The 24,024-nt window shown below is 70.6% G+C and carries 16 protein-coding genes and 1 pseudogene; 13 read left to right on the top strand and 4 right to left on the bottom strand.

What is annotated here, in order from left to right; translation table 11 throughout:
* Nucleotides 1–15: 15 nt before the first annotated feature.
* Nucleotides 16–1,125, bottom strand: a complete 1,110-nt coding sequence (locus ACQEU8_RS11735) for a ferritin-like domain-containing protein (protein ID WP_433099609.1) — start codon at nt 1,123–1,125, stop codon at nt 16–18.
* 234 nt (nt 1,126–1,359) lie between these two features.
* On the opposite strand from ACQEU8_RS11735, the gene ACQEU8_RS11740 reads away from it, so the two are divergent.
* From ACQEU8_RS11740 to ACQEU8_RS11765, 6 genes and pseudogenes are all read left to right on the top strand, one after another.
* A complete protein-coding gene (locus tag ACQEU8_RS11740; RefSeq protein ID WP_433099611.1) occupies nt 1,360–2,307 on the top strand; it encodes an AurF N-oxygenase family protein in 948 nt (315 codons plus the stop codon).
* 139 nt (nt 2,308–2,446) lie between these two features.
* A complete protein-coding gene (locus tag ACQEU8_RS11745) occupies nt 2,447–3,193 on the top strand; it encodes a TetR/AcrR family transcriptional regulator (protein ID WP_433099613.1) in 747 nt (248 codons plus the stop codon).
* Nucleotides 3,194–3,411: 218 nt separating this feature from the next.
* Nucleotides 3,412–3,864, top strand: a pseudogene (gene soxR, locus ACQEU8_RS11750) (redox-sensitive transcriptional activator SoxR); the annotation flags it as partial.
* A 163-nt stretch (nt 3,865–4,027) separates the two neighbouring features.
* Complete coding sequence (locus tag ACQEU8_RS11755; protein WP_433099615.1) at nt 4,028–4,309, top strand: hypothetical protein; 282 nt, start codon at nt 4,028–4,030, stop codon at nt 4,307–4,309.
* Between the two features lie 339 nt (nt 4,310–4,648).
* Nucleotides 4,649–5,533: a protein kinase domain-containing protein gene (locus ACQEU8_RS11760; RefSeq protein WP_433099617.1), complete on the top strand. Its 885-nt coding sequence runs from the start codon at nt 4,649–4,651 to the stop codon at nt 5,531–5,533.
* A 730-nt stretch (nt 5,534–6,263) separates the two neighbouring features.
* Nucleotides 6,264–7,244: a C40 family peptidase gene (locus tag ACQEU8_RS11765; RefSeq protein ID WP_433099619.1), complete on the top strand. Its 981-nt coding sequence runs from the start codon at nt 6,264–6,266 to the stop codon at nt 7,242–7,244.
* Nucleotides 7,245–7,303: 59 nt separating this feature from the next.
* On the opposite strand, the gene ACQEU8_RS11770 is transcribed toward ACQEU8_RS11765, so the two are convergent.
* The gene (locus ACQEU8_RS11770; RefSeq protein ID WP_433099621.1) at nt 7,304–8,131 is read right to left on the bottom strand and encodes a protein phosphatase 2C domain-containing protein; all 828 of its coding nucleotides are present in this window, start codon (nt 8,129–8,131) and stop codon (nt 7,304–7,306) included.
* A 536-nt stretch (nt 8,132–8,667) separates the two neighbouring features.
* Between ACQEU8_RS11770 and ACQEU8_RS11775 the strand changes: the two genes are divergently transcribed.
* Both ACQEU8_RS11775 and ACQEU8_RS11780 read left to right on the top strand, forming a co-directional pair.
* Complete coding sequence (locus ACQEU8_RS11775; RefSeq protein ID WP_433099623.1) at nt 8,668–11,481, top strand: sensor histidine kinase; 2,814 nt, start codon at nt 8,668–8,670, stop codon at nt 11,479–11,481.
* The gene (locus tag ACQEU8_RS11780; RefSeq protein ID WP_433099625.1) at nt 11,478–12,290 is read left to right on the top strand and encodes a roadblock/LC7 domain-containing protein; all 813 of its coding nucleotides are present in this window, start codon (nt 11,478–11,480) and stop codon (nt 12,288–12,290) included. Before ACQEU8_RS11775 ends, ACQEU8_RS11780 begins: the two co-directional genes overlap by 4 nt.
* Nucleotides 12,291–12,326: 36 nt before the next feature.
* On the opposite strand, the gene ACQEU8_RS11785 is transcribed toward ACQEU8_RS11780, so the two are convergent.
* The gene (locus ACQEU8_RS11785) at nt 12,327–12,860 is read right to left on the bottom strand and encodes a MarR family winged helix-turn-helix transcriptional regulator (protein ID WP_433099627.1); all 534 of its coding nucleotides are present in this window, start codon (nt 12,858–12,860) and stop codon (nt 12,327–12,329) included.
* A gap of 236 nt (nt 12,861–13,096) precedes the next feature.
* Here ACQEU8_RS11785 and ACQEU8_RS11790 point away from each other — a divergent pair, with 236 nt between their 5' ends.
* Nucleotides 13,097–14,050, top strand: a complete 954-nt coding sequence (locus ACQEU8_RS11790) for a lysozyme (RefSeq protein ID WP_433099629.1) — start codon at nt 13,097–13,099, stop codon at nt 14,048–14,050.
* A gap of 249 nt (nt 14,051–14,299) precedes the next feature.
* Here the strand turns inward: ACQEU8_RS11790 and lon are convergent, their stop codons facing one another.
* On the bottom strand, nt 14,300–16,786 hold the full coding sequence (gene lon, locus ACQEU8_RS11795; RefSeq protein WP_433099631.1) for an endopeptidase La: 2,487 nt from the start codon (nt 16,784–16,786) through the stop codon (nt 14,300–14,302).
* 299 nt (nt 16,787–17,085) lie between these two features.
* On the opposite strand from lon, the gene ACQEU8_RS11800 reads away from it, so the two are divergent.
* The 4 genes from ACQEU8_RS11800 (at nt 17,086) to ACQEU8_RS11815 (ending at nt 23,999) form a co-directional block, all read left to right on the top strand.
* The gene (locus ACQEU8_RS11800) at nt 17,086–17,784 is read left to right on the top strand and encodes a spermidine synthase (RefSeq protein ID WP_433099633.1); all 699 of its coding nucleotides are present in this window, start codon (nt 17,086–17,088) and stop codon (nt 17,782–17,784) included.
* Between the two features lie 70 nt (nt 17,785–17,854).
* Entirely contained in the window at nt 17,855–18,652 is a 798-nt protein-coding gene (locus ACQEU8_RS11805) for a response regulator transcription factor (protein ID WP_433099635.1), read from the top strand.
* An 89-nt stretch (nt 18,653–18,741) separates the two neighbouring features.
* Nucleotides 18,742–19,899: an ATP-binding protein gene (locus ACQEU8_RS11810; protein WP_433102328.1), complete on the top strand. Its 1,158-nt coding sequence runs from the start codon at nt 18,742–18,744 to the stop codon at nt 19,897–19,899.
* A 224-nt stretch (nt 19,900–20,123) separates the two neighbouring features.
* The gene (locus ACQEU8_RS11815; protein ID WP_433099637.1) at nt 20,124–23,999 is read left to right on the top strand and encodes a multifunctional oxoglutarate decarboxylase/oxoglutarate dehydrogenase thiamine pyrophosphate-binding subunit/dihydrolipoyllysine-residue succinyltransferase subunit; all 3,876 of its coding nucleotides are present in this window, start codon (nt 20,124–20,126) and stop codon (nt 23,997–23,999) included.
* Nucleotides 24,000–24,024: the final 25 nt, after the last annotated feature.

Below are 24,024 nucleotides of genomic sequence, written 5' to 3' on the forward strand. Positions count from 1 at the left end.
GGAGTGCCGGATGGGCTACACCTGAGTCTTGCCCTCCTCGATGGCTTCGGCCACCTCAGCCGTCCGTTCGGCTTCCTCGGCGGCGAAGCGCTCGGCGTCCAGTTTCTCGGCGATCTCCTCGTCCTGGGCCATCAGCAGGTCGAGGTTCTGGTTGCCCATCTCGAAGACGCCCATGTCGACATAGGCGCGCTGGAGGCGTTCACCCCACAGGCCGATGTCCCGCACACAGGGGACGATGCGGCTGAAGAGAAGCTTGCGGAACAGCTGCAGATACTCGGACTGCTCACTGAAGGTCTCCGCCTCGACGCGCGGGATGCCGAAGTTCTCCAGTACCTCGGCGCCCTTGAGCCGGTCGCGCATCAGATAGCAGCCCTCGATGACGAACTCCTCGCGCTCGCGCAGTTCGGCGTCGGACAGCTGCTTGTAGTAGTCCCGCAGCGCCATCCGGCCGAAGGCGACGTGGCGGGCCTCGTCCTGCATGACGTAGGCGAGGATCTGCTGGGGCAGCGGCTTGTCGGTGGTGTCGCGGATCATGCCGAAGGCGGCCAGCGCAAGCCCCTCGATCAGCACCTGCATGCCCAGGTACGGCATGTCCCAGCGGGAGTCACGGAGGGTGTCGTCGAGGAGCGACTGGAGGTTGTCGTTGATCGGGTAGAGCATGCCGACCTTCTCGTGGAGAAAGCGGCCGTAGATCTCGGCATGCCGGGCCTCGTCCATGGTCTGCGTCGCGGAGTAGAACTTCGCGTCCATGTCGGGCACCGACTCCACGATCCGTGCGGCGCACACCATGGCGCCCTGCTCGCCGTGCAGGAACTGGCTGAACTGCCAGGAGGCGTAGTGCCGGCGCAGTTCACCCCGCTCGGCCTCGTTCATCTTGTCCCAGTAGGGCGTCCCGTACAGCGTCATGGCTTCGTCCGGGGTGCCCAGTGGGTCGTACGGGTCGACCTCCAGGTCCCAGTCGATACGGCGCTGCCCGTCCCACTGCTTGTCCTTGCCCTTCTGGTACAGAGCCAGCAGGCGGTCGCGTCCGTCGTCGTACTCCCAGGAGAAGCGGGCGCTGCCGGAGGCGGGGATCTGCCAGAGGGGGGCGTCGGTTGCGTGCACATAGAGATCGTGTGAGGACACGGACATCTCCTTCGGTCACGGATTGCCCGGTACGGGAGGGGGGCTGGTGCGGGACTGCCCGGTACGGGTGGGTAGTTGGCAGGCTCACACGCGTGTTACCGAACGGTCAACAAGTCGTGCGAGGGGGATTGACGTCCTTGCTGACAAGCAGTCTCATAAGAGTCGACAGCAGACTTGACCGCCGGTAACACTCGAACGAGATCGCCGGCACCCCCAACGAAGAGGTGCCTCAGCATGACGACAGCGCCTGACATCGCCGACCAGGAACGCGAGGTGCTCAGGGACGCCCTCGGTCTGCTCAAGGACCGCGAGCAGGTCGCCGAGCGGCTTCTCGAGTCCTCCAGGAAGCACTCCTTCGACCCGGACACCGAGCTGGACTGGGAAGCGCCGTTCGAGGACGGGAAGTGGTTCTGGCCGCCGGAACTGGTGTCGCTGTACGACACCCCGCTGTGGCGGCGGATGTCCGAGGAACAGCGGATGGACCTGGCCCGGCACGAGGCGGCCTCGCTCGCCTCGCTGGGCATCTGGTTCGAGGTGATCCTGATGCAGCTGCTGGTACGGCACATCTACGACAAGCCGCTGACCAGCAACCACGTCCGCTATGCGCTGACCGAGATCGCCGACGAGTGCCGGCACTCGATGATGTTCGCGCGCATGATCAAGCGCGCCGGTGCGCCCGCGTACCCCGTCTCCCGGCTGCACCACAATTTGGCGCGGCTGCTCAAGACCGTCTCCACGACGCCCGGTTCGTTCACCGCGACGCTGCTGGGCGAGGAGATCCTGGACTGGATGCAGCGGCTGACCTTCCCCGACGAGCGCATACAGCCGCTGGTGCGCGGCGTGACGCGGATCCACGTCATCGAGGAGGCCCGGCATGTGCGTTACGCGCGCGAGGAGCTGCGCCGCCAGATGGTCAAGTGCCCGCGCTGGGAGGCCGAGCTGACCCGGATCAGCTCGGGCGAGGCCGCCCGGGTCTTCTCCATCTCCTTCGTCAACCCGCAGGTCTACGAGGACGTCGGGCTGAACAGGAACGAGGCCGTCGCCCAGGTGAAGGCCAGCGGCCACCGCCGCGAGATCATGCAGACAGGGGCCAAGCGGCTGACCGCCTTCCTGGACGAGATCGGCGTACTGCGGGGCATCGGCCGCAAGCTGTGGGTGAGCTCCGGGCTGCTGCCGAAATGAGCCGTGCGGTGAGGGGCGCGTGGGTCGTTCGGTGAGGGCCGCGTGGAGCCGTTCGGTGAGGGCCGCGTGAAGCACGCGTGACGAACTACGGGGTGCGCGAGGAACGCCGACGTCTGCCGGGACAGTTACGCTGCACTGCATGAGCAGCAGCGGCACCGCCCCGGCGTATCGCAGGCTGAGCGTGCACGAGCGGCGCAGTCAATTGCTCGGGCACGCCCTCGGCCTCTTCGCACACCGGCGGCCCGAGGATGTGTCGCTGGACGATGTCGCGGCCTCGGCGGGGGTGTCCCGCCCGCTCGTCTACCGGTACTTCCCCGGTGGCAAACAGCAGTTGTACGAGGCCGCGCTGCGCAGCGCGGCCGACCAGCTCGAGCAGTGCTTCGCCGAGCCGCCCACCGGCCCGCTCACCACCCGGCTGGCCCGCGCGCTCGACCGCTACCTGGCGTTCGTCGACGAGCATGACGCCGGATTCATGGCACTGCTGCAGGGCGGCAGCGTGGTGGAGACCTCGCGCACGAGTGCCATCGTCGACGAGGTACGCAGGGACGCCGCCGAGCAGATCCTCGCCCACCTGGCGGCGGACCGGAGCAGCGGCAGCCAGGGGCGTGGGTCGCCCCGGATGCGGATGGCCGTACGGACGTGGATCTCGGCCGTGGAGGCCGCGTCGCTGATCTGGCTGGACGAGGGAAAACAGCCGCCGCTGCCGCAACTGCGGGACTGGCTGGTGGACCATTTCGTCGCTCTGCTGACCGCCACCGCGGCCGGTGACGCGGAGACCGCCGCTGTGGTCCGGCGGGCGCTGGCTCTGGAGGAGCCCGACGGTGCGGTCGCGGAACTGGTGCGCAGGGTGCTCCCGGTGGTCGCGGATTCGGGGCACCTGCTGTGAGATTCGGGGCGGCTGTTGTGAGAAGGGGCCCGCGGCTGCTGTGCGGGCCTGATATCGCGCGGCTGCGCTGGCCGGATGAGCGGCGGTGAGTGGCGGTTCCGGACTTGATGGGCGCCGGATCCAGAGGCTTGATGGGCCTTGATGGGCGCCGGTTTCGGACCTGGTGAGCGCCGGTTTCGGACTTAAAGATTACTTGAAGACTGGGCTAGGCTGAGGCCATGCCGTCTCAGCTGTCATGGAAGGCCAGGGAAGCGACCGTCGGGGAGCTGGCGGAGCGCGCCGGTGTGGCCACGTCAACGCTGCGCTTCTACGAGCGCGAAGGGCTCATCCAGAGCCGTCGTACCTCCGGCAACCAGCGCCGCTACAGCCGCGACACGCTGCGCCGCGTCGCCTTCATCCGGGCCTCTCAGCGGCTCGGCCTACCGCTCGCCGCCATCCGGGAAGCGCTCTCCCTGCTGCCGGAGGGCCGTACGCCCACCCGGGACGACTGGGCTGCCGTCTCGGAGTGCTGGCGGGAAGACCTCAACCAGCGGATCGCGCTGATGGAGCAGCTCCGCGATCACCTCACCGACTGCATCGGCTGCGGCTGTCTGTCGCTGACGGCGTGCGCGCTGGTCAACCCGCAGGACTGGCTCGGCGAGCAGGGCCCCGGCGCCCGCCAGCTCGCCCAGCCGTGCGGCCCGGACCCGACAGGCGGCGACCGATCCGGTGGGTGCGGTGGTGAGGGAGCGGACGACGAGGGGTCGTGCGAAGCCTCGGCCGACGGGGACCGTTGTGCGGGGTCGGATGGTACGGCGGTCGCCGCCGTGGCCGACGGCGAAGTGGGCTGAGGCCGTGCGCAGCGAGGAGACCGCCTTCCGCGGCGGCCCGCTGGACGGGCGGACACTGTCCGTTCCGCTGGGCCCTACGGGCAGGCCGCCGCGTAGCTACGAGATCCCGGTGCCGGATCCGGACGGCGGCCCGCCGGTTGTCCACGTCTACCGGCTGGAGCCTGCCGCCGTGAACCGGTTGGGACTGCCACGGGGCTGGGCGTACGTCTACGACCCGGAGGGGGTGCCGGCGAAGGGACCGCTGGAGCGGCTGCCGTGGCGCAGGAGGCGTGGTGGGGGTCGCTGAGGCTGGGTTCGGTGGCGTTTGACGTTCGTGGCTGTCTGGCGTGCATCACCGTCTGACGGTCGTGGCGGCTGACGTTCGTGGCGGCTGATGCCGGAGTCCGCGGCAGCTGACGCGGGAGTCGGTGGCGACTGACGTTCGTGGCCGTCTGACGATCGTGGCGCCAGATGTCGTGGTGTCTGGTGCCGGAGACCGCGGCAGCTGACGCGGGAGTTCGCAGCAGCTGACGTCAGTGGTCTGGACCGGTTGCCCCGTGGAGCCGCTCTCCGTCGGACCGGAGATCCGGTCCCGGATGGCGCGCACAGCCTGGACAGCACCGTGTAGAGGCGGTTTTCTGCTGGCGTGATCGAAGCCATCGCGCGGCTGCGCGAGACGGATCCCCAGCGGCTCGGGCCCTTCCGGCTCTTCGGAGTCCTCGGACACGGCGGGGCGGGCACTGTCTACCTGGGCAGGGGCGCTCCGCGGCGAGGTGCGCGCAAAAGGGTGGCCGCGGTGCGCGCCGTACGGCCCGAACTGCTGCGCGACCGGCAGCTGCGGGCGCGGTTGCGGCAGGAGACGGCGCGGGTCGCGGAGGCGGTCGACAGCCCGTTCGTCGCCGACTTTCTCGGCTGCGAACTCGACAGCGAGCAGCCCTGGACCGCCGAGGCGTTCGTACCGGGCGTGCCGCTGTCGGCGCTGGTGGCCGTGTACGGACCGCTGCCGGAGATGTCGGTCCGCGCGTTGGGCGGTGCGCTCGCCCGTGCGCTGATGGCGCTGCACGCGGCGGGGACCGCGCACGGAGATCTACGGGCCGCGAACGTACTGCTGACCGGCGAAGGGCCGTGCGTGGTGGATTACGGCATCGCGCTGGGCAGGCACTCCGCGGCCGTCGGCGGTGCCGGCTTCGGGCCGTCGGCGCGGAGGGCCGAGGATGTCTTCGCGCTGGGCGCCGTACTGGTGCTGGCGGCGAGCGCGCGGCATCCGTTCGCGGGCAGCCCGCTGCCCTCGGCACGCGAGGGCCCGGACCTGACGGGAGTGCCCGACGCTCTGTGCATGCCGCTGCTGTCGTGCCTGCACAAGACGCCCGAGACGCGGCCACAACCGGAGTCGCTGGCCCACACCCTGGACCTGTCGGGCGCGGCAACCCGCCCGGCGCGGGAGTGGCTTCCGGAGCCGTACCTCCACGAGATCGGTGAACGCGCGGACGCCGCGCGGGCGCTGGTCGGACGGAGGGGCTGGGGACGCTGAGCGGTGGAGCGGGTGAGGGCTGGGCGGGTGGCAGTGGTGGGGGTGCGAGCGGTGGCGGCGGTCGGGGGGCGCGGAACGGCCGGAAGACCAGGGGTGCGTGCGGGTCCGGATGAGCGAGTGGGCGTAACTCTTCACACGTACGGGTGAGGAGGGGCGGGACGAAGGCGCTGGACACCACGGTGGAGTGGAGGTAGGGACAGGCGATTTCGGTTCGCCCGGACCCTGCCCCGCGCCCGTGCAGCCCCGGACCAGCAAGGCTGCGGGGCTCTCGCCGTCGCCGCCCGTCGTGTGTTCGCCGGCGCTGGTCCGTGCCGGTTCGGCAGCTGGCGCCGGGCGCGGGCCCTTGGGTCTCTCGTTCGAGTGAGAGACGTGCACCCAGCCGCTTCGCTCGCCCTGAGCCGGTCCCGATTCCCGTGCCACGATCGCGGCAGAGCGGTCGACGACGGGGAGACGCCGCTCGGGAGCGAGGTGTGCGGTGTTTCGGGTGTTGCAGGTAGTGCGGGAGACGAGGGCGCGAGCGGCGCGAACGGCGCGCGGCGGAGGGGCCAGGGGGGCCAGGCCGGGCACCGGTGCGGTAGTGATCGGGATCGTGCTGGCGGCCGTGACCGTGCTGGGGCCTGCCGCCCCTGCGGGTTTCGGCGCCCCAGCGGGTTTTGGTGGTACGGCGAGTTTCGTCGGTACGGCGCCGGCGGCAGGTCCGAGGGCGCCCGGCGCCCCTGATCCTGGGCCCGTGGCGGAGCCGCCCGACGCGGGGCGCAAGTCCGTCGGCGAGCTGCTGGGCGAGCTCAGTCTGCTGTATCAGCGCACTGAGGAGGCGTCAGAGGCGTACAACAGCACGGCGGAGAAGCTGAAGACCCAGCGTGCGAAGGCCCGCCGTGCGCAGTCCAAGCTCTCCCGGGCCCAGTCCGCGCTGGCGACCGGGCGGATGCAAGCGGGTGAGCTGGCCCGGCAGCAGTACCGGGGTGAGGGAACCGGCATCCCGCCGACGGTGCAGATGCTGCTCGCGCGGGACCCCTACCGGCTGCTGGAGCGCGGACATCTGTTGCAGCGAGCGGCAGGCGACCAGGCCACCACGGTGCGGAAGCTGACCGACGGGAGGCAGCGGCACGCGGCGGCGGCACAGCGAGCGCGTGCGGCGGTGGCGCGGCAGGAGCGGCTGGCGAAGCGTAAGAAGGAGCAGCGGAATGAGGTGCGCCGGCGGCTGAAGAAGGTCGAGAGTCTTCTCTCGTCGCTGACCGGGGATCAGCTCGCCCGGCTGCACGAACTGGAGCGGGACCGTACGGATGCCGCGCAGCAGAAGCTGGTGGCCTCGGGGGCGCTGGATCCGAGCGGTGCAACGGGCTCGCCTTCCGCGCAGGGACGGAAGGCTCTCGACTGGGCACTGAAACAGATCGGCAAGCCGTATGTGTGGGGCGCCGAGGGGCCAGGGGCGTTCGACTGCTCGGGGCTCACCCAGCAGGCGTGGCGCCATGCGGACCGCGATATTCCGCGCACCAGCCAGGAGCAGTGGCGGCGGCTGCCGAGGGTGCCGTTGAACAAGCTGCGCCCCGGCGACCTGGTCATCTACCGCGAGGGCGCCACACATGTGGGGATGTACGCGGGGAACGGCCGCGTGGTGCAGGCCCCTCGGCCGGGGAGCGCGGTGCGGCTGACGCCTCTCGCCGCCGACCGGCCGCTCGGCGCTGTGCGTCCGGACGGACGGCGGGCATGAGGGCCGCGAAGAGGAGGGGTGAGGTGCTCGCCCCCGAGACGGCGGTGCGGGCTGCGGTCTCAGCTCAGCTCGGCCAGGAGCACCGTGGCGTCGTCGTGCTGCTTCCCACGGCTGGGGGGCGATTCCGACTCGGCGGTGCGGACCCGGTGGATGAGGGCACGTGGTCCTTCCTTACGGACGAGGGCGAAGAGGCCGGCCCAGTCGCCGAGGTGGAAGGTCTCCGTCCAGCGGGTGGCGCCGTCGGTGAGGGCGAGCAGGGCACGAACGTCCGCCCTCAGGTGACTGCCCGTCACCGCCTGTGCAGCGACGCCCGGGTCGGCTGCGGCCGTGTAGAAACCGCTGCCGTCCGGCGCGTTGCGCAACCCTTCAACGGCGCGCACGTAGGCCGCGCGGTCCGGCTCCTCCCCTGTGAGCCGTACGCGGTCGCGCAGTGCCTGTACGGCGGGCGGAAGTTCGGCCAGTCGGCGGTCGAGCACGGGGCGCACCGTCCCGTCGGCGGTCTCCAGGACGAGCGCGGAGTCGGACAGCACCAGGTGTTCGACCCGCTCCTCATCCCACCGGGCGGCAACCACGGTTGCCTGAGGAGTACGCGGGTGAAAAAGATCACATGTCTCGCGGTGGGCGTCCGCAGTGCGGGCCACGGCGACGGCGAGGCATTCGGCCAGTTCCATGTCCCGGCGTGCTCCCGCGAGTTCGAGCAAGGCGCCGCCGAGCCGCGCCACGAACCACGGCACACCGTGGCGGCAGCCGTCCGTGCCCTCCGGCGGGGTGACTCCGTCCAGCACCACGAGTGCTCCGCCGCAGCCGGAGGCAGGCAGGGCGGCCGACACGTAATCCTCATTGGGACGTTGAGGATTACCGGGTTCGGTGACCATGTCGATGCGCATGACGGCAGTCTGCCGGACGGTCGATCTTGGAGGGGCCGGTGACTTCCGCAGCGGGCGCGGCGCGGGCCGCAGCGGACCGGTGCCCGACGCCGCCCACCCCTCCTACGGCGTTATCGCGCGCCCGGATGCGCGCGGGCACGGGCGGCTGGAAAACGACCGGGCGCAGAACGGAATCTGTCCTTCCGCAAAGTTCGGCAGGCATCCTGCCAGGACGCCGGACGGATTTCCAACCAGTGCCCGGGGTGCGGACAGTGCCCGGCTCAGGCCGAGTTGTTCCGCCGCCGAGGAGTGATGTTCACTCCTTCGGGTGGCCCAGCAGGGGATTCTCACCCGCCTCAGGAGCGCACTGCCAAGGTCGGTCGTCGAGTGTGGGGACACCGCTGCGGAGCACCGCGCGGCCGGAGGCCAGGAGAGACAGCTGGGAACCGAAGGTCGCAGAGGGTGCCGGCGCGGGGGCGGGGCCACCCTCTCGCCACACACGTTGGACTGTGCCGCCCGGGCCCTCCGGGAGAGGCGGGACGAGATTGCGAGTGCGGGTGCGGAAGAAGCAACGTCTCAGTGCGGACGTTCCCCAGGCCACGGCGACCGGCCCCGGCGCCACTGCCACCACCGAAGCGGAAGCGGCCACCCCTGTGGGACGTAGGCGGGCACGGGTGCGCAACAGGCTGCTGGTGTCCGTCGCGGTGGGTGCTGTAGCCGTCGTGGCGGCGGGGGCGCCCACTCTCGTCGCCGGCTCCCAGGACGCCGCGGACGCACAGGAACTCGTCGATCTGGCCCGGCTCAACCAGCAGGCCATCGCCCTGTCCCACTCCCTCGCGGACGAGCGCGACGGCATGGTCGAGTACATCGCGGCGGGCCGCAGCGGCAAGGGTGGTACGGGCGTCAGTGAGGCCCAGCGCAACCGGGTGGACCGGCAGGCCCGCGAGCTGCGCGCGGCCGCGTCCTCGGCACCGTCCGGGCCCGGCTCCGCCGCTCCGTCCGCGTCCCCCGGCGCCGTCGCCAAGGCCGTCAGAAAGCTGCCCGCCATCCGGCAGGGTGCCATGAAGGGCAAGCGCGGCCCGCTCGACTCCTACGACGCCTACTCCGACGTCATCGAGACGCTCCGTCAGCTGACCCGGGGCATCTCCGACGGCCTGCCCGCGCGGGCGGAGAACCGGACGGCGGCGGCGCTCGGCGACCTGGCGCGCGCCGTCGACCAGGCATCGGCCACCCGCGGCCTGCTGGAGGCGGCGCTGGCGGGGCAGGGTTCCCAGCGCCCGCTGGTCACGGCGGCAGGGCAGGCCCGGGTGCGGGAGCAGGCGGCGCTCGCGGACTTCGAGGAGACGGCCGACGCCAAGGCCTGGGACCGCTACAGCACGACCGTCAACGGCACGGACGTCAACGTCGCCGAGCGCTATCTCAAGGCCGTCACCGCGAAGAACCACCTCACGAGCGGGGCCCGCGCCATGGACCGGGAGCGGTTCGAAAGCTCCGTCTCGGCGCGGCTGGCCCATATGCGCGGGGTGCAGTCGTCGTTCGCGGTGGCGGAGGTCAAGCGGCTGGAGCGACTGCGGGACGACGATGTGACGACGTTGCAGCTGCGAGCCGGTCTGGTGGGCGGCTGTCTGCTGCTCGCTGTTGCCACCAGCGTCGCCGTCGCCAGGTCGCTCACCCGCCCGCTGTCGGTGCTCAAGCGTGGTTCGCGGCGGCTCGCCGAGGACCCGGCGGGCGAGGAGCCGATCACGTTCCGCGGCCGGAACGACGAGTTCGCCGATGTGGTGAGAGCACTCAACACGCTGCGGGCCACCGCCGCCGAGCTGCGGCGCCGGTCCGCCTGCGCGGAGCGGGAGCAGGACCAGCTGGCGGTCGAGAAGGCGCAACTGACCGAGAAGCACCAACTGCTGGGCGAGGAATTCGCCGCCCTGCAGGCCGAGCTGGAGACGGTGCGCGAGCAGGTGTCCGCGTCGATGCGGCAGGACAGTGGCGTGAGCCCGGGCCAGGGCACGGACGCGAGTGCGAGTGCTGGTGTCGATGGGGCCACCGCCACGGCGGACGACCACGGTGCTTTCGCCGATCTGGGCAGCCGGACGCTCACGCTGGTCGAGCGGCAGCTCGGCATCATCGAAGGGCTGGAGGAGAGGGAGGCCGACCCCGACCGGCTCGACACGCTGTTCAAGCTGGACCATCTGGCGACCCGGATGCGGCGGCACAGCGAGAACCTGTTGCTGCTGGCGGGCGCGGAGCGGGCCGAGCGCGGTGCGCCGTCGGTGACCGTCGCCCCGGCGCCGCTGCTGGACGTGCTGCGTGCCGCCGTCAGCGAGATAGCGCAGTACGAACGCGTCGAGTTGGGGGCGCTGCCGCAGGACGTGCGGGTCGACGGCTTTGCCGCCGACGACCTGAGCCACTTGGTCGCCGAACTTCTCGACAACGCCGCCGCCTTCTCCCCCGCCGAGTCCGGGGTACGGCTGAGCGCGCGGATGCTGGAGAGCGGCGAGGCTGTGGTGTCCGTGGAGGACGAGGGCGAGGGCATGCCCGGGCCGCGGCTTGCCGAGCTCAATTCCCGGCTGAGCGAGCCGCAGACGGCGAGGGAGGGCACGAGCGGCCCCTGGGGGCTGGGCATGTATGTGGTCACCCGGCTCTCGGCGCGCCACGGAATACGGGTGCGGCTGCGCGAGGCGGAGGACGGCGGCACCGTGGCCGACGTCACCGTCCCGCACGCGCTGCTGCCCGACAGCATCGACCGCACCCAGCTGTCCGACGATGCGCGGATGTCCGACGGCGCCCAGCCGGCCGACGGCACGCAAATGTCCGACGGCGCCGACGCGGGCGAGCCCTCTCGGGGCGAGAGCGACGAGCACGCCCGGGCCGATGACGACGAGCACGCGCGGACCGATGACCAGGCTCCCACCCAGGCGGAGGAGCCCGAGCCGGCGGCGGGTCCGGGCGGGGCGGCGGGGCAGGGTGAGCTGGACGAGCCCGCCGCGTCGGCTGTCACACACTTCGGGCTGCCGCAGCGGGTCCGCAGGGAGATACCGCGCGAGCCGACCGCACCGCGTGCGCGCAAGGGCGGCGCCACCGCTGAGGAACTGCGGCGCAAGCTCGACGGGTTCCAGCAGGGCACCCGCGAGGGCCTGCGGGACGCCATGGCCCATGTCGCGACCGAGGACCCCACCACCGCGACCACTCAGACCACCAAGACCACTCCGACCACCCAGACCGATTCCGACCAGCAGGCCCGACAAGCCCGGCGGCAGGACCAGCAGCCCGGGAAAACGGCACAGGCCGAGCAGCAGACCGAGGACACCGGCAACGCGGAAGAGCGAGCGGGGGCGCAGGTTGACGGTGGTACCGCCGAGGAGGCACGTAAGTGAACCCGCTCACCACAGGCACGCCCCACAGTGCGGAGGCGCGTAATCTCCGGTGGCTGCTCGACAAACTGGTCGAAGAGGTGCCGGGCATCCGGTCCGTGGCCGTTGTCTCGTCCGACGGTCTGCTGCTGCTCGCGTCCGATCCCACACTGGGCGCTGAGCACGGACCTGCCGCGCTGGGCGGCGGACACGGACCTGCGGCGCTGGGCGGCGAGCACGGGCCTGCGCCGCTGGGCGCCGAACACGGTCCTGCCGCATTCGGTGCCGAGCACCGGGCTGCCGCGCTGACCGCCGGGGAGGCAGCTGCGACGCCGGGGGCCGAGGAGGCGGCGGTTCCCGCGGGTTCGGGTGCCGTGCGGGGCGGGATGCCGGTGCGACGGCGGCGCGGCGGTGGACGGGGGCGCGGTCCCAGAGGCTCCAGTGGCGACCTGGCGACGCTTGTCTCCGGGGTGGCCTCGCTGACGGCCGCGGCCGCGGATCTGATGGAGGCCGGCGGGGTGAAGCAGACCATGGTGTCCATGGACGAGGGCGCGCTGCTCGTCATGGCCATCGGGGACGGCTCGCTGCTGGGGGTGCACGCCGCGGCCGACTGCGACATGGGGGCGGTCGGCTATCAGATGGGGCTCTTCGTGGGGCGGGCGGGCCATGTGCTGACGCCCGAGCTGCGGAGCGAGCTTCGCGGGGCGGTGGGCACGAGGACCGGTGCGGGGACCAGTGCCGGGAGCGGTGCGGGGACCGGCGTGGGAACAGGAGCTGGCGTGAGGGCTGGTGCGGGCACGGAGGTCGGCGTGACTGCGGGAGCAGGCCGGTAGGGCGCCGATAGACCGAAGGGCCGACCTCCTGACCGCTCACTCCTCCTGGTCGGCCAGCGAGTTGAGGCGGTGGAGGAGGCGGGCCAGCTCGGCGATCTCCCGGCGGTCCCAGGCGGCGAGCTTGCGCGCGTACGACAGGCGGCGCGCGTCCCGTACGCGGGTGAACCGCTCGCGGCCCTCCGATGTGAGACGTACCAGCGAGGCGCGGCGGTCCGCGGGGTCGGGACGCCGGTCCACCAGGCCGAGCTGCACCAGCGCGTGCAGCTGACGGCTTATCGTCGCCTTGCCGACGCCGAAGTAGGCGGCCAGTTCGGTCGCCCGCTGCTCGCCCGCGTCCTCGAGGCGCACCAGCAGTCCGTAGGCGGCGGGTTCCAGGTCGGGGTGGACCTGCCGGGCCATCTCGCCGGACGAGGCGCGGGCACGGCGCAGGAAGACGGCCAACTCGCGTTCCACGTCCAGGCATTCGGTGCCGAACGACTCGACGATGTCCGCGGCGTTCGTGGAGCCCGCGGCGTCGGTGGAGTCCGTGGAGTTCTTGTGCACGTCAGTGGTGTCTCCGGCGTTTTCCATGAAGAAACTTATCTCCAGCCAGGCCGATACTCCCAGCTCCGCCAGTATTTCGCAGGAGTAGACCAACGGCAGACGGTGGGGCATCTTCCGCGTGGCCGGTCTACGCGCGTACTTTCCTCCTGACATGGGCACACCATTGGCGTGTAGTTGCTCAGCGCGTCGCAGAGCAAAACCCCCCACATCAGTAAATACTTCGCACGTACCAGACCCCCACCATCGAGGCTCCGGAGGCAGCGATGCCCAGCTTCAGATCCGGTACGGCCCGACACAGACGCGGAGTCGCGGCTGTCATCGGGATGTTCGTCTCCCTTCTCGCGCTCGTCCTGGCACTTCCGGGCGCGGCATCGGCGGTTCCCGGCAGCGGGGACAGCGGTACGAAGTCGGCCACGTCCGCCGCGTCCGGTAAGTCCACGGATTCGGCCAAGGACACCGAGGGCCTGCGGGGCAACCCCAAGGCGCCCGGCAAGCCCGGGGAAGCCTGGATGGGCGCGGGTGTCCAGATGCACGAGGCGGACTCCACGGACGGTACTCCGCCCGACAAGAAGCGCGCGGGCCTGGCCGCGACGGTGCACGGCGTGGACGTCAGCAGCCACCAGGGCAACGTTGCCTGGTCGACCCTGTGGAACAGCGGGGTCCGGTTCGCCTACTCCAAGGCCACCGAGGGCACCAGCTACAAGAACCCCTACTTCGCCCAGCAGTACAACGGCTCCTACAACGTCGGCATGATCAGGGGCGCCTACCACTTCGCACTGCCCAACTCCTCCAGCGGGGCCACCCAGGCCAACTACTTCGTCAACAACGGCGGCGGCTGGAGCAAGGACGGCAAGACACTGCCGGGCGTGCTCGACATCGAGTACAACCCCTACGGCGCGACCTGCTACGGCCTGAGCCGGAGCGCGATGGTGAACTGGATCAAGGACTTCACCAGCACCTACAAGGCGAAGACCGGACGGGACGCGGTCATCTACACGACCACGAACTGGTGGACCCAGTGCACCGGCAACAGCAGCGCGTTCGGCAACTCGAACCCGCTCTGGATCGCCCGCTACGCCTCCTCGCCCGGCACCCTCCCGGCCGGCTGGGGCTTCTGGACCTTCTGGCAGTACACCTCCACCGGCCCGACCGTGGGCGACCACAACTACTTCAACGGTGCGATGGACCGGCTGAAGGTTCTGGCCAACGGCGGCTGACCCCTCCCCCGGCCGGGGGAGGGGTTGCCCCCCACACGACACAGCAATGGGGCGATGGACCGGCTGAAGGTACTGGCCAACGGCGGCTGACCCCTCCCCGGCCGCGCGGCCGCCCCCTCCCAGCAGAGAGCCATGGGGGCAGCCCCCACGCAACCCAGCAACCCACCCCTGAGCAGTGCTTTCAACCCCCCTCACATGTGAGTGGCCCCCACCTTCCGGTGGGGGCCACTCTGTTGCCGGTCGCGTCCGTCACGCCGCGACCGGCGCCTCACGGGCGGGTGTCTGGGCGGGCGTCAGGGCCAGCTCCAGGACCTGGCGGACGTCGGAGACAGGGTGGACGTCGAGGTCGTCCAGCACCTCCGCCGGAACGTCGTCCAGGTCGGGCTCGTTCCGCTTAGGGATGATCACCGTGGTCACCCCGGCGCGGTGCGCCGCCAGGAGCTTCTGCTTGACGCCGCCGATGGGCAGCACCCGCCCCGTCAGCGAGACCTCACCGGTCATCGCCACCTCGGGCCGCACCTGGCGGCCGCTGAGCAGCGAGGCCAGTGCCGTCGTCATGGTGATACCGGCGCTGGGCCCGTCCTTGGGCACGGCACCAGCGGGCACGTGCAGATGGATGCCCCGCTCCTTCAGATCGCCGACCGGCAGCTCCAGCTCCGCGCCGCGCGAGCGCAGATAGGAGAGGGCGATGTGCGCGGACTCCTTCATCACATCGCCGAGCTGGCCGGTCAGGGTGAGCCCTGAGGCACCCGTCTCGGGGTCGGCCAGCGACGCCTCGACGAAGAGCACGTCGCCGCCCGCGCCGGTGACGGCCAGCCCGGTGGCCACGCCCGGCACCGCCGTACGGCGCTCGGCCGGGTCCTGTGCGGCCTCGGGGGTGTGCCGCGGACGGCCGATCAGCTCGCGCAGCTCGTCCACCCCGACGGTGTAGGGCAACTCGGCCTCGTCCAGTTGGTGCTTGGCCGCGACCTTGCGCAGCACCCGCTGGACCGACCGCTCCAGGGAGCGGACGCCCGCCTCGCGGGTGTACTCGGCGGCGAGCTTGCGCAGTGCCGCCTCGTCGAAGGTGACCTCGCCGCTCTCCAGCCCGGCACGTTCGAGCTGGCGGGGCAGCAGATGGTCGCGGGCGATGGTGATCTTCTCGTGCTCGGTGTATCCGTCGAGCTCGACGACCTCCATCCGGTCGAGCAGCGGCTGCGGGATCGCTTCCAGTACGTTGGCGGTGGCCAGGAAGACGACGTCCGACAGATCCAGCTCGACCTCCAGGTAGTGGTCCCGGAAGGTGTGGTTCTGCGCCGGGTCCAGCACCTCCAGCAGAGCTGCCGCCGGGTCGCCTCGGAAGTCGGAGCCGACCTTGTCGACCTCGTCCAGCAGCACGACCGGGTTCATCGAACCGGCCTCCTTGATGGCGCGGACGATACGGCCGGGCTGGGCGCCGACGTAGGTCCGCCGGTGGCCGCGGATCTCCGCCTCGTCCCGGACGCCGCCGAGCGCGACCCGGACGAACTTGCGGCCCATCGCGCGGGCGACGCTCTCACCGAGCGAGGTCTTGCCCACCCCGGGCGGCCCGGTCAGCGCCAGCACAGCCCCTCCGCCCGCCCGTCGCCCACCACCACCCGTTGTGGACGCGCTGCGCGCGGCAGTGTCTGTTTGACGGCCGCCGACGACGCCGAGGCCGCGCTCGGCGCGCCGCTTGCGGACGGCCAGGTACTCGGTGATGCGCTCCTTGACGTCCTGGAGCCCGGCGTGGTCGGCGTCCAGTACGCCCTGTGCGCCGGAGATGTCGTAGGCGTCCTCGGTGCGCTCGTTCCAGGGCATCTCCAGGACGGTGTCGAGCCAGGTGCGGATCCAGCTACCCTCGGGTGACTGGTCGCTGGAGCGTTCCAGCTTGTCGACCTCCTTGAGGGCGGCCTTCTTGACCTCCTCGGGCAGGTCGGCTACCTCGACGCGGGCGCGGTAGTCCTCGCTCTCGTCCTCCGGGTCACCGTTCAGCTCGGCCAGTTCCTTGCGGACGGCTTCGAGTTGGCGGCGGAGCAGGAACTCGCGCTGCTGCTTGTCGACGCCCTCCTGGACGTCCTTGGCGATGGACTCGGCCACGTCCTGCTCGGCCAGGTGCTCGCGCAGGGCGGTCGTGGCGATCCTCAGCCGCTCGACGGGTGCGGTGGTCTCCAGCAGCTTCAGCTTCTGCTCGGTGGACAGGAACGGGGAGTAGCCCGCGTTGTCGGCGAGCTGGCCGACGTCGTCGATCTGCTGCACCCGGTCCACGACCTGCCAGGCCCCGCGCTTGCGCAGCCAGTCGGTGATGAGGGCCTTGTACTCCTTCATCTGCTCGGCGACCTGGCCGGGCAGCGGGTCGGGCACCGTTTCGGTGACCGGCGTGCCCTCCACCCACAGTGCGGCTCCGGGTCCTGTCGTGCCGGTGCCGACGCGGACCCGGCGCAGCCCGCGGATCAGGGCGCCGGGGTCGCCGTCGGCGAGGCGTCCGATCTGCTCCACCCGGCCCTCGACGCCGATCTCGGCGTAGCTGCCCTCGACCCGCGGGACCAGCAGCACCCGGGGCTTCGCACCGTCCGGCGCGTCCGATGCCGCGGACTTCGCGGCATCGACGGCGGCCCTCACATCGCTGTCCGAGAGATCCAGCGGCACCACCATTCCCGGCAGCACGACGCCGTCCTCGGCGTCGATGGGCAGCACAGGCAGGGTGAGCGGTGTGGACTCCAGGGACTCAGCAGCCATGATCTCTCCCTAGGCAGGCAAGTTGAGTAATATCCACTCAATGCTTTTGAGGCTCCGTATGTTCCCCAGGTTCGAGGACAACTGTTCGCTGTCAGCGATCGCCGTCCCGCCGGGTGAGCCCGGGTGAGGGGTGGCCGGGGTTCCGGGTGAGGGACAAGGCGATGAGGGACAAGGCGGTGAGGGACAAGGCCGGGTCAGCGGAACGCCGGAGCCGCACCCGGACATTCCGGCGGACCCCACCCGGGCACGACGCCGCCGATCGCCCCCGACCCGGCGGCGGGCGGCTTACCCTGCCCCCTATGTCGAACCCGATCTCAGCAGTCCCGGAGCCGGCAGTCGTGGTCGAGAGGCGCCAAGGACCGTACGGCGAGGTCGTGTTGCGGCGGCGTGGCCCGCACTACGAGATCATCGCCAACGGGTGCTTTCTGATGGACACCTCCGACGGCCGCTCCGAGCGGCTGCTGGTGCGTGCGGCGCTCGACGAGCTCGCCGGGAGGGCCCGGCCGCAACTGCTCATCGGCGGTCTGGGGGTCGGTTTCTCGCTGGCCGAGGCGGCCAGTGAGCCGCGCTGGGCGCGGATCACCGTCGTCGAGCGGGAGCCCGCGATCCTCGACTGGCACCGCACAGGGCCGCTCTCCGCGGTCTGCGGCCAGGCGCAGGCGGACCCGCGTACCGAGCTGGTGGAGGCCGACCTGGTGGCGTATCTGCACGAGTCGGCTGCCGCCGGGCGGCGCTTCGACGCACTGTGCCTGGACATCGACAACGGACCCGACTGGACGGTCACCGACGACAACGCCGCCCTCTACTCCCCCGCCGGACTGGCGGCCTGCCGGGAGGCCCTCGCACCGGGCGGCGTGCTTGCCGTGTGGTCGGCGCAACCGTCGCCGACATTCGAGGGATGTCTGAGTAATACGGGATTCTGCCGCGTTAGGACCGATGAGATCCCGGTCGCCCGAGGCGTCCCCGACGTGGTCCACTTCGCTGCACGACCGGCGTAGCCGAAGCCCTCAACAGGCCCTTACGCTGCTGTCCCAGGAAAGCCGGAAAGAGCCACAGGGGCGGGGTCGTATGGACCAGAAGAACACCACTCAGACACCTGGCGGCGCTGCTGCCGCGACCACCCCGGGCGCCCAGCGTCGCATCCTCGTCGTGGAGGACGACCCCACCATCGTCGACGCCATCGCGCGGCGGCTGCGGGCCGAGGGCTTCCAGGTGCAGACCGCGGGCGACGGGCCCGCGGCAGTGGACACCGCCGAGGCATGGCAGCCGGACTTGCTGGTGCTGGATGTGATGCTGCCCGGCTTCGACGGCCTGGAGGTCTGCCGCCGGGTACAGGCCCAGCGGCCGGTGCCGGTGCTGATGCTGACGGCGCGGGACGACGAGACGGACATGCTGGTCGGCCTCGGTGTGGGCGCCGACGACTACATGACCAAACCGTTCTCCATGCGCGAGGTCGCGGCCCGGGTCCATGTACTGCTGCGCAGGGTGGAACGCGCGACGCTGGCCGCGCACACGCCGCGCAGCGGCATACTCCGGCTCGGGGAGCTGGAGATCGACCATGCGCAGCGGCGGGTGCGGGTCACCGGTGACGATGTGCATCTGACCCCCACCGAGTTCGACCTGCTGGTGTGCCTTGCGCACTCTCCCCGAGCGGTGCTCTCGCGCGAGCAGCTGCTGGCCGAGGTGTGGGACTGGGCCGACGCCTCCGGCACCCGCACCGTCGACAGTCACATCAAGGCCCTGCGGCGCAAGATCGGCGCGGAGCGTATCCGCACCGTGCACGGCGTCGGATACGCCCTCGAGACCCCGGGCCCGGACGGTGGTGCGGCGGCGCCGGTGACGGGCGCCGCGACGGAGAGCTCCTGACGGCCGGAGGGGACGGAGCCGAGGTGTCCGTTTCCGTGTCCTTCTCCCTGACAGCCCGTACGCGCTCACTCGCGCGCTCCGTGGGGCGGCTGCTGGCCCGCGGGCTGGCCCACTGCAAGCGGGTCGCCCTGCGGCACGGCGCCCGGGCGTGGGAGCGGCTGTGGGAGGGTCTGCGTCCGGTCGACCCCTACCGGTCGGTCAAGGCGGCGCTGGGTGCGCTGGTGATCGTCTCCGTGGTGATCACGACGCTGCTGGCGCTGTTCGCCATGCAGTCGGCGACCGAGCTGCGGGTCATCACGATCATCTCGATCGTCGCGTCACTGCTGATCACCCAGTTCGTGGCGCAGTCGCTGACGGCGCCGCTGGACGAGATGACCGACGCGGCCAAGGCGATGGCGAACGGCGACTACTCCCGACGGGTGCGCGGCGAGCGGCGGGACGAGTTCGGTGAGCTGGCCGCGAACTTCAACCGGATGGCGGCCGATCTGGAAGCCGTCGACCAGCACCGCAAGGAGCTGGTGGCAAATGTCTCGCACGAGCTGCGCACCCCCATCGCCGCGCTGCGCGCGGTGCTGGAGAACGTGGTGGACGGCGTCTCGGACGCCGACCCGGAGACGATGCGCACCGCCCTGTCGCAGACCGAGCGGCTGGGCCGGCTCGTGGACCATCTGCTGGACCTCTCCCGGTTGGACAACGGTGTGGTGCCGCTGCACTCGCGGCACTTCGAGGTGTGGCCGTATCTGGCGGGCGTGCTGAAGGAGGCCAACATGAGCAAGGGCTCGGGCCACTCCCGCAAGGACGTCCACCTCCATCTGGATGTCTCACCGCCCGAGCTGATGGCCTACGCGGACCCCGAGCGGCTGCACCAGGTGGTGGCCAACCTGATAGACAACGCCGTCAAGCACAGCCCGCAGCACGGCCGGGTCACGGTCAAGGCCAGGCCGGGCGCGGGAGCGGGGACGGGCACCGGCGGTGACGGCAGCCTGGAGGTCGAGGTGCTGGACGAGGGGCCCGGTATCCCCGAATCCGAGCGGGAGCGGGTCTTCGACCGGTTCAGCGGCACGCACAGCGCCGAGTCGCCGGCGGGCCGCAAGGGCGGGATCAGCCCGGGCGGCGGCACCGGTCTGGGGCTGGCCATAGCTCGATGGGCGGTGGAGCTGCACGGGGGACGGATCAGGGTGGCCGAATCTCCCCGCGGCTGTCGTATACAGCTCACTCTTCCGGGCACGGGAGGTACCCAGGCTTGACGTACCCTCGCAGGTGAGAGCCCACGGACGCGAAATGAGGGCTGCGCGGTTCCGGCCTCGGGGTAAAACCGTGAGTGATTCCCGCCAAATCCTGCCCCGAAACCGCCGCTGCGATGTGATGTACGTGACCATGAGCGGTCCGGACTCCACCAATCGTCCGGAGAGGCGTAGCCTTTATTTCCGCTGTCCACCACCTAAGGAAGCGGAAGAGGGCGGTTGCCGCCGTGTCGTCACAGTCCCCCAACAGCTCATCGAGCACCACTACGGATCGGAAGGACGGACAGGGCAAGGACCCTGGCCCTTCGTTCGGGCCGAACGAGTGGCTCGTCGACGAGATCTACCAGCAGTACCTCCAGGACCCGAACTCGGTAGACCGAGCCTGGTGGGACTTCTTCGCTGACTATCAGCCGGAGTCCTCCGACGGAAGCGCGGCGCCGGACGGCGCGGGCACGCCACGGGACAACGCCCCGGCGCCCGCGAAGGCCGCACCGGCCCAGGCACCCGCCGCGCCCGCCGCCGAGCAGGCTGCCCCGCAGCCCGCGCAGCCGAGCGCCCCGGCCCCGGCGAAGGCGGAGCCCGCCCAGCCGGCGCAGCAGCAGGCCCAGCCGAAGCAGGCCGCGCCCGCCAAGCCCGCGGCACAGCCGACCCAGCCCGCCCAGGCCGGCGGCGCGAAGGCTCCGGCCGCCAAGGCGGCACCCGCCGCTGAGACCGCCGAGGGCCCGGAGTATGTGGCGCTGCGCGGTCCCTCCGCGGCTGTGGCGAAGAACATGAACGCCTCGCTGGAGCTGCCCACGGCCACTTCCGTGCGCGCCGTCCCGGTGAAGCTGCTGTTCGACAACCGCATCGTCATCAACAATCACCTCAAGCGCGCCCGTGGCGGCAAGGTGTCCTTCACGCACCTGATCGGCTACGCCATGGTGCAGGCGCTGAAGGCGATGCCGTCGATGAACTACTCCTACGCGGAGAAGGACGGCAAGCCCACCCTGGTCAAGCCGGACCACGTGAACCTGGGCCTGGCCATCGACCTGGTGAAGCCGAACGGCGAGCGCCAGCTGGTCGTCGCGGGCATCAAGAAGGCCGAGACGCTGACCTTCTTCGAGTTCTGGCAGGCGTACGAGGACATCGTCCGCCGCGCCCGGAACAACAAGCTGACGATGGAGGACTTCTCCGGCGTCACCTGCTCGCTGACCAACCCCGGCGGCATCGGCACCGTCCACTCCGTGCCGCGGCTGATGCCGGGCCAGGGCCTGATCATGGGCGTCGGCGCGATGGAGTACCCGGCGGAGTTCCAGGGCACCTCGCAGGACACCCTGAACCGGCTCGGCGTCTCCAAGGTGATGACGCTCACCAGCACCTACGACCACCGCGTCATCCAGGGCGCCGCGTCGGGCGAGTTCCTGCGCCTGGTGGCCAACCTGCTGCTGGGCGAGAACAACTTCTACGACGAGATCTTCAAGGCGCTGCGCATCCCGTACGAGCCGGTGCGCTGGATGCAGGACATCGACGCCTCGCACGACGACGACGTCACCAAGGCGGCGCGCGTCTTCGACCTGATCCACTCCTACCGGGTGCGCGGCCACATCATGGCCGACACCGACCCGCTGGAGTACAAGCAGCGCAAGCACCCCGACCTGGACATCACCGAGCACGGGCTCACCCTGTGGGACTTGGAGCGGGAGTTCGCGGTCGGCGGCTTCGCCGGCAAGTCCATGATGAAGCTGCGCGACATCCTGGGCGTGCTGCGTGACTCGTACTGCCGCACCACCGGCATCGAGTACATGCACATCCAGGACCCCAAGCAGCGCAAGTGGATCCAGGACCGGGTCGAGCTCCAGCACGTCAAGCCGGAGCGCGAGGAGCAGCTGCGCATCCTGCGCCGACTCAACGCCGCGGAAGCATTCGAGACGTTCCTGCAGACCAAGTACGTCGGCCAGAAGCGGTTCTCGCTGGAGGGCGGCGAGTCCGTCATCCCGCTGCTGGACGCGGTGATCGACGCGGCTGCCGAGTCGCGGCTGGACGAGGCCGTCATCGGCATGGCCCACCGCGGCCGGCTGAACGTGCTGGCGAACATCGTGGGCAAGCCGTACGCGCAGATCTTCCGGGAGTTCGAGGGCAACCTCGACCCGAAGTCCATGCACGGCTCCGGCGACGTGAAGTACCACCTGGGTGCCGAGGGCGTCTTCACCGGGCTGGACGGCGAGCAGATCAAGGTCTCGCTGACCGCCAACCCCTCGCACCTGGAGGCCGTCGACCCGGTCCTGGAGGGCGTGGCACGCGCCAAGCAGGACATCATCGGCAAGGGCGGCACGGACTTCACGGTACTGCCGATCGCGCTGCACGGTGACGCGGCCTTCGCGGGCCAGGGTGTGGTGGCCGAGACGCTCAACATGTCGCAGCTGCGCGGCTACCGCACCGGCGGCACCATCCACGTCGTCATCAACAACCAGGTCGGCTTCACCGCGGCTCCCGAGTCGGCGCGCTCGTCGATGTACTCGACGGACGTGGCCCGGATGGTCGAGGCGCCGATCTTCCATGTGAACGGTGACGACCCGGAGGCCGTGGTCCGGGTGGCGCGGCTGGCGTTCGAGTACCGGCAGGCGTTCAACAAGGACGTGGTCATCGACCTGATCTGCTACCGGCGCCGCGGTCACAACGAGACCGACAACCCGAAGTTCACCCAGCCGCTGATGTACGACCTGATCGACCGCAAGCGCTCGGTGCGCAAGCTCTACACCGAGTCGCTGATCGGCCGGGGCGACATCACGCTGGAGGAGGCCGAGCAGGCCCTCCAGGACTTCCAGGGGCAGCTGGAGAAGGTCTTCACCGAGGTGCGGGACGCCACCGCGGCACCGGCACCGGCCGAGGTCCCGGCGCCGCAGCCGGAGTTCCCCGTGCACGTGGAGACGGCCATCAGCCAGGAGGTCGTCAAGCGCATCGCCGAGTCGCAGGTAAACGTCCCCGAGCGGATCTCCGTCCACCCCCGGCTGACCCCGCAGCTCCAGCGGCGGGCCCAGATGGTCGAGGACGACACGATCGACTGGGGCATGGGCGAGACGCTGGCCATCGGCTCGCTGCTGATGGAGGGCACCCCCGTCCGGCTGGCGGGCCAGGACTCGCGGCGCGGCACGTTCGGCCAGCGGCACGCGGTGCTGCTCGACCAGAACACCGGTGACGACTACACACCGCTGCTGTACCTCTCCGACGACCAGGCCCGTTACAACGTCTACGACTCGCTGCTGAGCGAGTACGCGGCGATGGGCTTCGAGTACGGCTACTCGCTGGCCCGCCCCGAGGCGCTGGTGATGTGGGAGGCGCAGTTCGGCGACTTCGCCAACGGTGCGCAGACGGTCATCGACGAGTTCATCTCCTCGGCCGAGCAGAAGTGGAACCAGACCTCTGGTGTCACCCTGCTGCTGCCGCACGGCTACGAGGGCCAGGGCCCGGACCACTCCTCGGCCCGTATCGAGCGGTTCCTCCAGCTGTGCGCGCAGAACAGCATGACGGTCGCCATGCCGTCGCTGCCCTCCAGCTACTTCCACCTGCTGCGCTGGCAGGTGCACAACCCGCACCACAAGCCGCTGGTCGTCTTCACCCCGAAGTCGATGCTGCGGATGAAAGCAGCGGCCTCCAAGACGGAGGAGTTCACCAGTGGCGGCTTCCGCCCGGTGATCGGTGACACGCTGGTGGACGGCGGCCAGATCGACCCGGCCAACGTCCGCAAGGTCGTCTTCTGCTCCGGCAAGGTCTACTACGACCTGGACGCGGAGCGGACCAAGCGCGGGCTGACCGACACGGCGATCATCCGGCTGGAGCGGCTCTACCCGCTGCCCGGCAAGGAGATCCAGACCGAGATGGCGCGGTTCACCAACGCCGAGAAGTACGTGTGGGCGCAGGAGGAGCCAGCCAACCAGGGTGCATGGCCGTTCATCGCCCTCAACCTGGTCGACCACCTGGACCTGATCATCGGCTCCGAGCCCGTCCCGAACGCGGACCGGCTGCGTCGCGTCTCCCGGCCGTCCTCGTCCTCGCCCGCCGTGGGCTCGGGCAAGCGGCACGCGGAGGAGCAGGCGCAGCTCGTCAAGGAGGTCTTCGAGATCTGAGCGGCCCTGCCGCACCCAGCTGAGG

The organism is Streptomyces sp. CA-250714 (genome assembly GCF_050936705.1).
Lineage (GTDB): Bacteria > Actinomycetota > Actinomycetes > Streptomycetales > Streptomycetaceae > Streptomyces.